Origin of the sequence: uncultured Streptococcus sp. (assembly GCF_963528215.1) — a bacterium.
Lineage (GTDB): Bacteria > Bacillota > Bacilli > Lactobacillales > Streptococcaceae > Streptococcus.
Genome location: NZ_CAURVL010000051.1, coordinates 1 through 5,541 on the forward strand (window position 1 = coordinate 1; position 5,541 = coordinate 5,541).

The following is a 5,541-nucleotide window of genomic DNA, read 5'->3' on the forward strand; positions in this document are numbered from 1 at the left end:
CTGCGAAAGCGAGCGAGTCTGCCTCAACTAGCGCGTCAGTTTCAGCAAGTACGTCCGCGTCGACCAGTGCTTCAGTAAGCGCCAGCACCTCAGCCTCAACGAGTGCGTCCCTAAGTGCAAGCACCTCAGCCTCAACGAGTGCCTCTGTATCTGCAAGTACGTCCGCTTCAACAAGTGCTTCAGTATCTGCCAGCACATCTGCATCGACGAGTGCGTCAGTCAGCGCAAGTACGTCCGCATCGACGAGTGCCTCAGTAAGTGCAAGTACCTCAGCCTCCACGAGTGCATCTGTGTCTGCAAGCACATCTGCGTCAACCAGCGCCTCAGTAAGTGCAAGTACCTCAGCCTCCACGAGCGCATCAGTTTCAGCAAGTACCTCAGCCTCCACGAGTGCATCAGTTTCAGCAAGTACGTCCGCATCGACAAGTGCGTCCGTAAGTGCAAGTGAATCAGCCTCAACGAGTGCATCAGTATCCGCCAGCACGTCTGCGTTAACCAGCGCGTCAGTGAGTGCAAGTGAGTCAGCTTCAACTAGCTCATCTGCAAAAGCGAGTGAATCAGCCTCAACGAGTGCATCTGTATCTGCCAGCACGTCCGCCTCGACGAGTGCATCTGTATCAGCAAGCGAATCCACTTCAGTAAGTGCATCTGCTTTAGCGTTGGCAAGTATATCTGCTTCAGTAAGTGCCTCAGAATCTGCAAGTACTTCGGCTAGTCTGTCTGGTTCAGAAAGTGCTTCAATTAGCGATTCTCAGTCAATCAGCGAGTCTACCTCACTGAGCACCAGCACCTCAGTCTTGCATAGTCAGCTGGATCTGGTTCATGAGAAGGAATTTTACTCACTCAGCCTTTCTACTAGCGAGTCACTGTCAGCAGCAGTTAGTCTCAGCGAGCTTGCCCGTGTCAGTCAGTCTGTATCGGAAAGCCTGTCAACGAGTCTGTCAGCTAGTCAGAGCACATCTGAAAGTCTGTCCGCTTCAGCAAGACAGTCTGAGCTGGATCTGATTTCCAGAGGTCGTCTGCCTCAGACAGGGGAAACGGAGAGCAAGGCTTCTATCCTAGCTTTAGGCTTAGGAGCATTGGGCTTGGCCTTCAAGAGACGTAAAAAGAAAAGCGACTCTGAGGAGTAGCAGTAAATAGAGCCAATCAGTTTATCTTTTAGTCCGTCAAAAGTCCACTCTGTTAGTGAGCTGTGGAAGTGATGGACAAAGTAAGCCTTAAGGAAATAACTTGATAATTTCTGGTACTTGCTTCCTAAAATCCTAGACTAGGAATTAGCAAAAAGAAACCGAGAGGCGATAGAAACAGGAAGTTTTGACAACTTCCTGTTTTTTTGACAATTTAGTAGAAAAAAGTATCCTTTATTCTGCAGGAAAGTCCCTGAGAATATAGATTTTTTGGACAATATTTTATATAATATCAAGTATAGAAATGATGTTTATGAGTTTATGAAATGAAAGAGTAAGGGAAGAAATGAAAACGATTGTTTTGGTTGGTGATCAGGCCTATCAGGAGCAAGTTTCGACTACGATTAAGTCGATTTTATATTACAATAAAAATGTAAAAATCTATGTTTTCAATCAGGGATTGAGTGACGAATGGTTCCGTGATTTTAATGAGCTGGCCGAGCAGCTGGACAGTGAATTGGTCAATGTTAGCTTGGATCAAGTGACTATCAGTTCAGAGTGGCTGACTCAGGACCATATCAGCTCAGCAGCCTATGCTCGCTATTTCATTCCGCAGTTTGTAGCAGAGGAGCGTGTCCTTTATCTGGATAGTGATCTGGTGGTCAATAGAGATTTGCAACCTTTATTTGATATTCCTCTGGAAGGCAAGCTTGTGGCAGCGGTTGGAGATGCCGGCGGTTATGGATTTAACTCTGGAGTTCTGCTAATTGATAATCGAGCTTGGAAAGAAAGGCAGCTGCAGGAGACCTTTATCAAGGAAACGGACCGCATCATGGGCTTGGTCCAGTCTGGCCAGATGGAGGATTTCAACGGCGATCAGACGGTTTTAAAACATGTGCTGGCTCAGGACTGGCTGCCCTTGGATAAGATTTACAATCTGCAGGTAGGCCATGACTTGGTGGCCTTTTACAGTTGCTGGAATGGCCATTTTGAGCTGGATCAGGAACCTCTAATTATCCACTATACGACCTTTCGCAAGCCTTGGAACTCGGAAGTTAGCTATCGCTACCGCCAGCTTTGGTGGGACTTTCAGGCCTTGAGTCTTGAGGAGATTTTAGCCCATCATCGGGGAGAGTTTGAGATGCAAGACCGTTGGGAGCAGGCAGCTCTGAACTGCATGCTCCTGACAGATGTACAGGAGTTAGAGCAGATAGAGTTTTTAGCCCAGTCCTTGCCTAGGGTTGATTTTCACATCGCCTGTTACACAGAGATGGGAGCTTATCTGCAATCTTTGAACCAGTATGAGAACATCCATCTTTATCCGCAGGTTATTCATGCTGTGCTGGATGAGCTCATTGATAAGTGCCAGGTCTATTTGGATATTCACCATGGAAGCGAGCACTATCAGCTGAGCAGTCGTTTCAAGGCGCTTGACAAGCCAGTTCTGGCTTTTGACAATACTAAGAAAAATGAAAACGAAGAACTGGTCTTTCCGCATGAAAATCCACAGGAAATGGTGGAAAAGCTGCGCAGTCTGATGAAAAAAGAGAAGTCGCAAGCCTTTCGGGCTGTGGTGTTGGCGGCTAATGCTGCCTATAGTGAGCAGGTCTTAACCACCATTAAGTCCATCGTCTGCCACAATCGCTTTATCAAGTTTTATGTCATCAACAGTGACTTTCCAACAGAGTGGTTTGTCAGCATGCAAAAAAAACTGGCCAAGCTGGACTGCCAGATCGTTAATGCTCGGGTGTCTGCTTCGCTAGTGTCAAATTTTAAAACGGATATTAGTTATACAGTTTTCCTGCGCTATTTTGTAGCGGATTTTGTTGAGGAAGAAAAGGCTTTGTATTTGGATTGCGATATCGTTGTCACGCGGGATTTAAGCTCCCTATTTGAAACAGAACTTGGAGATGCACCACTTGCTGCGGTCAAGGATCTGGGTGGGGAAGTGTATTTTCATCAGCATATCTTTAATGCTGGGTTCTTATTAATCAATAATGCCCTTTGGAAGCAAGAAAATATTCGCCAACGTTTGATTGAACTGACCAATGAATGGCATGACAAGGTACCGTCTGGTGACCAAAGCATTCTCAATATGCTCTTTGAGAATCGCTGGATGGAGCTGCCTTTTGCTTATAACTGCATTACGCTGCACACGACCTTTTCGGACTATGAGCCAGAAAAAGGTCTCTATCCGCCTGTGATTCACTATCTGACCGAGCGAAAGCCTTGGAAAGAGTATACCCAGTCCATCTATCGTGAGGTCTGGTGGTTCTATCAGGGACTGGATTGGTCGGATATGCAGGATCCAGTCGGAGCCCTGACTCAAAAGATGGTGGAAGGGGAAGAGGGCTCAAGTCTGTCCTGCCTAGTCTACACCTACTCTTGTGACCTGATGCATATCAACTATCTGATTCAAGCCCTGCCTGCCTGTCATTTCTACATTGCGGCACCGGTAGTGGTAGCAGAGCCAATCACGCGTCTGCTCCAGTATCCTAATGTCAACGTCAGCTCAGATATTGCTGGTATTCCGGCTCTCTTGGAGTCGCTAGAAGCCAAGTCTCAGCTGCTGCTGGATATCAATGCCGGTGATGAGGTCGGGGATATTATTGCCCACTTTAAGTCTGCTGGCAAGCAAGTCTTTGCCTTTGATAGTACAGTCCATGGCCAGCAGGGGCAGGAAGTCTTTCCAGCTGATAACCCTGAAGTCATGGTGCAGGCTATTGAGAAGCTGAGATTGGCCGAGCCTGAGGAGCGGCAGATTTCTGTACGCTCTATCGACCAGTCGCTGGATTATCTCTTGGAGAAAGGTGCTTCAGTGGTTCGCTTTGGAGATGGGGAGATGGATTTGATTGCAGGTCGTGGTATCGTCTATCAGGAATACGATCCAGAGCTGTCAGCACGCTTGAGAGAAATCATGTCTATGGAGAGCGATGAGCGTTTGATGGTCTGTCTGTCCGATGTCTTTACAGGGCTAGAGCGCTATTCCATTGATGCCCAGAATTTTTGGAAAGTTCACTTGTATTATCACTTGTCAGATTATCAAGAGATTTGCCGAGCACCTTGGTATGGATCGACTTTTATTTCCCGTCCTTATATCGACTTGGAAGATAAGACGCCGTCTGCGGGCTATTTTGCAAAGCTTAAGCAGCTTTGGCAGGACAAAGACCTCTTGATCGTAGAGGGCTTGACTTCTCGCTCTGGTGTGGGCAATGACCTTTTTGACGGGGCTAGGTCCATCAAGCGGATTATCTGTCCTTCTCGCAATGCCTACAGCAAGCTGGAGGACATCAAGCAGGCTGTTCGAGAGCATGCGGATAATCGTCTGATTTTGACCATGCTGGGTCCGACGGCCAAGGTCTTGGTCTATGATCTGGTTCAGGAAGGTTATCGGGCACTAGATATTGGGCATATTGACTCAGAGTATGAGTGGTTCCAGATGGGGGCTAGGCACAAAGTCAAGTTGTCGCACAAGCATACGGCTGAGCACAACTTTGATCAGGATATTGAGTTTAGAGATGACCAAGCTTATGACAGCCAGATTGTTGCCAATCTGGCTCAGGAATGAAGATTAGAAAAAGAATATGAAAGTTAATATTACCAATCTATACGGTATGTCTGGCCAGAGTACGGCCTTGATTGCCCAGAATGATGTGACCAAGCTAGCCAAGCAGCTGGGCTTCAATGAACTGAGTTTTTATTTTTACGATATTTACAGCGACAGCCAATCGGAGATGAGTACCCGTCTGGACGGTATCATGGCTAGTGTAGGCTATGGCGATGTGGTTATCTATCAGTCGCCAACTTGGAATGGTCGGGAGTTTGACCAGGCCTTTATCAGCAAGCTGAAGATTTTGCAGGCCAAGCTGATTACCTTTATCCATGATGTCCCGCCGCTGATGTTCCCGTCAAACTATTATCTGATGCCGGAGTATATCGATATGTACAATCAGTCAGATGTAGTCATCGTTCCTTCTGAGCAGATGCGGGACAAACTTCTAGCAGAGGGGCTGACTGTGGACAAGATTTTGGTCCAGCGCATGTGGGATCATCCCTATGATCTGCCCCTGCATCAGCCTCAGTTTGCACCTAAGCTGTATTTTGCCGGAAGTGTGGAGCGTTTTCCACATCTGATTAATTGGTCTTATGCTACGCCGCTGGAGATTTTTTCGCCTGAGGAAGAGTTAAATCCAGAGGCCAATGTCAGCTATCGCGGCTGGGTCAGCCGGCCAGAGTTGCTCTTGGAGCTGTCCAAGGGCGGTCTAGGCCTAGTCTGGGGTGTTGAGGAAAATCCAGCAGACGAGCCGGAATACTACGGTCTCAATATCTCTCATAAGTCTGCCACCTATCTGGCAGCTGGGATTCCGGTCATCGTCCCTTCTTACCTGTCCAATGCAGAGCTGATTCGCGAGCG

At 47.5% G+C, this 5,541-nt stretch carries 2 protein-coding genes and 1 pseudogene; all 3 read left to right on the forward strand.

Features of this window, described 5'->3' with window-relative positions:
* Positions 1–1,130, forward strand: a pseudogene (gene srpA, locus RWS24_RS10520) (serine-rich repeat glycoprotein adhesin SrpA); the annotation flags it as partial.
* A 343-nt stretch (positions 1,131–1,473) separates the two neighbouring features.
* A complete protein-coding gene (locus RWS24_RS10525; protein ID WP_314367348.1) occupies positions 1,474–4,695 on the forward strand; it encodes an SP_1767 family glycosyltransferase in 3,222 nt (1,073 codons plus the stop codon).
* 16 nt (positions 4,696–4,711) lie between these two features.
* A partial coding sequence (locus tag RWS24_RS10530; protein WP_314367350.1) for a sugar transferase occupies positions 4,712–5,541 on the forward strand: 830 nt, incomplete at its 3' end.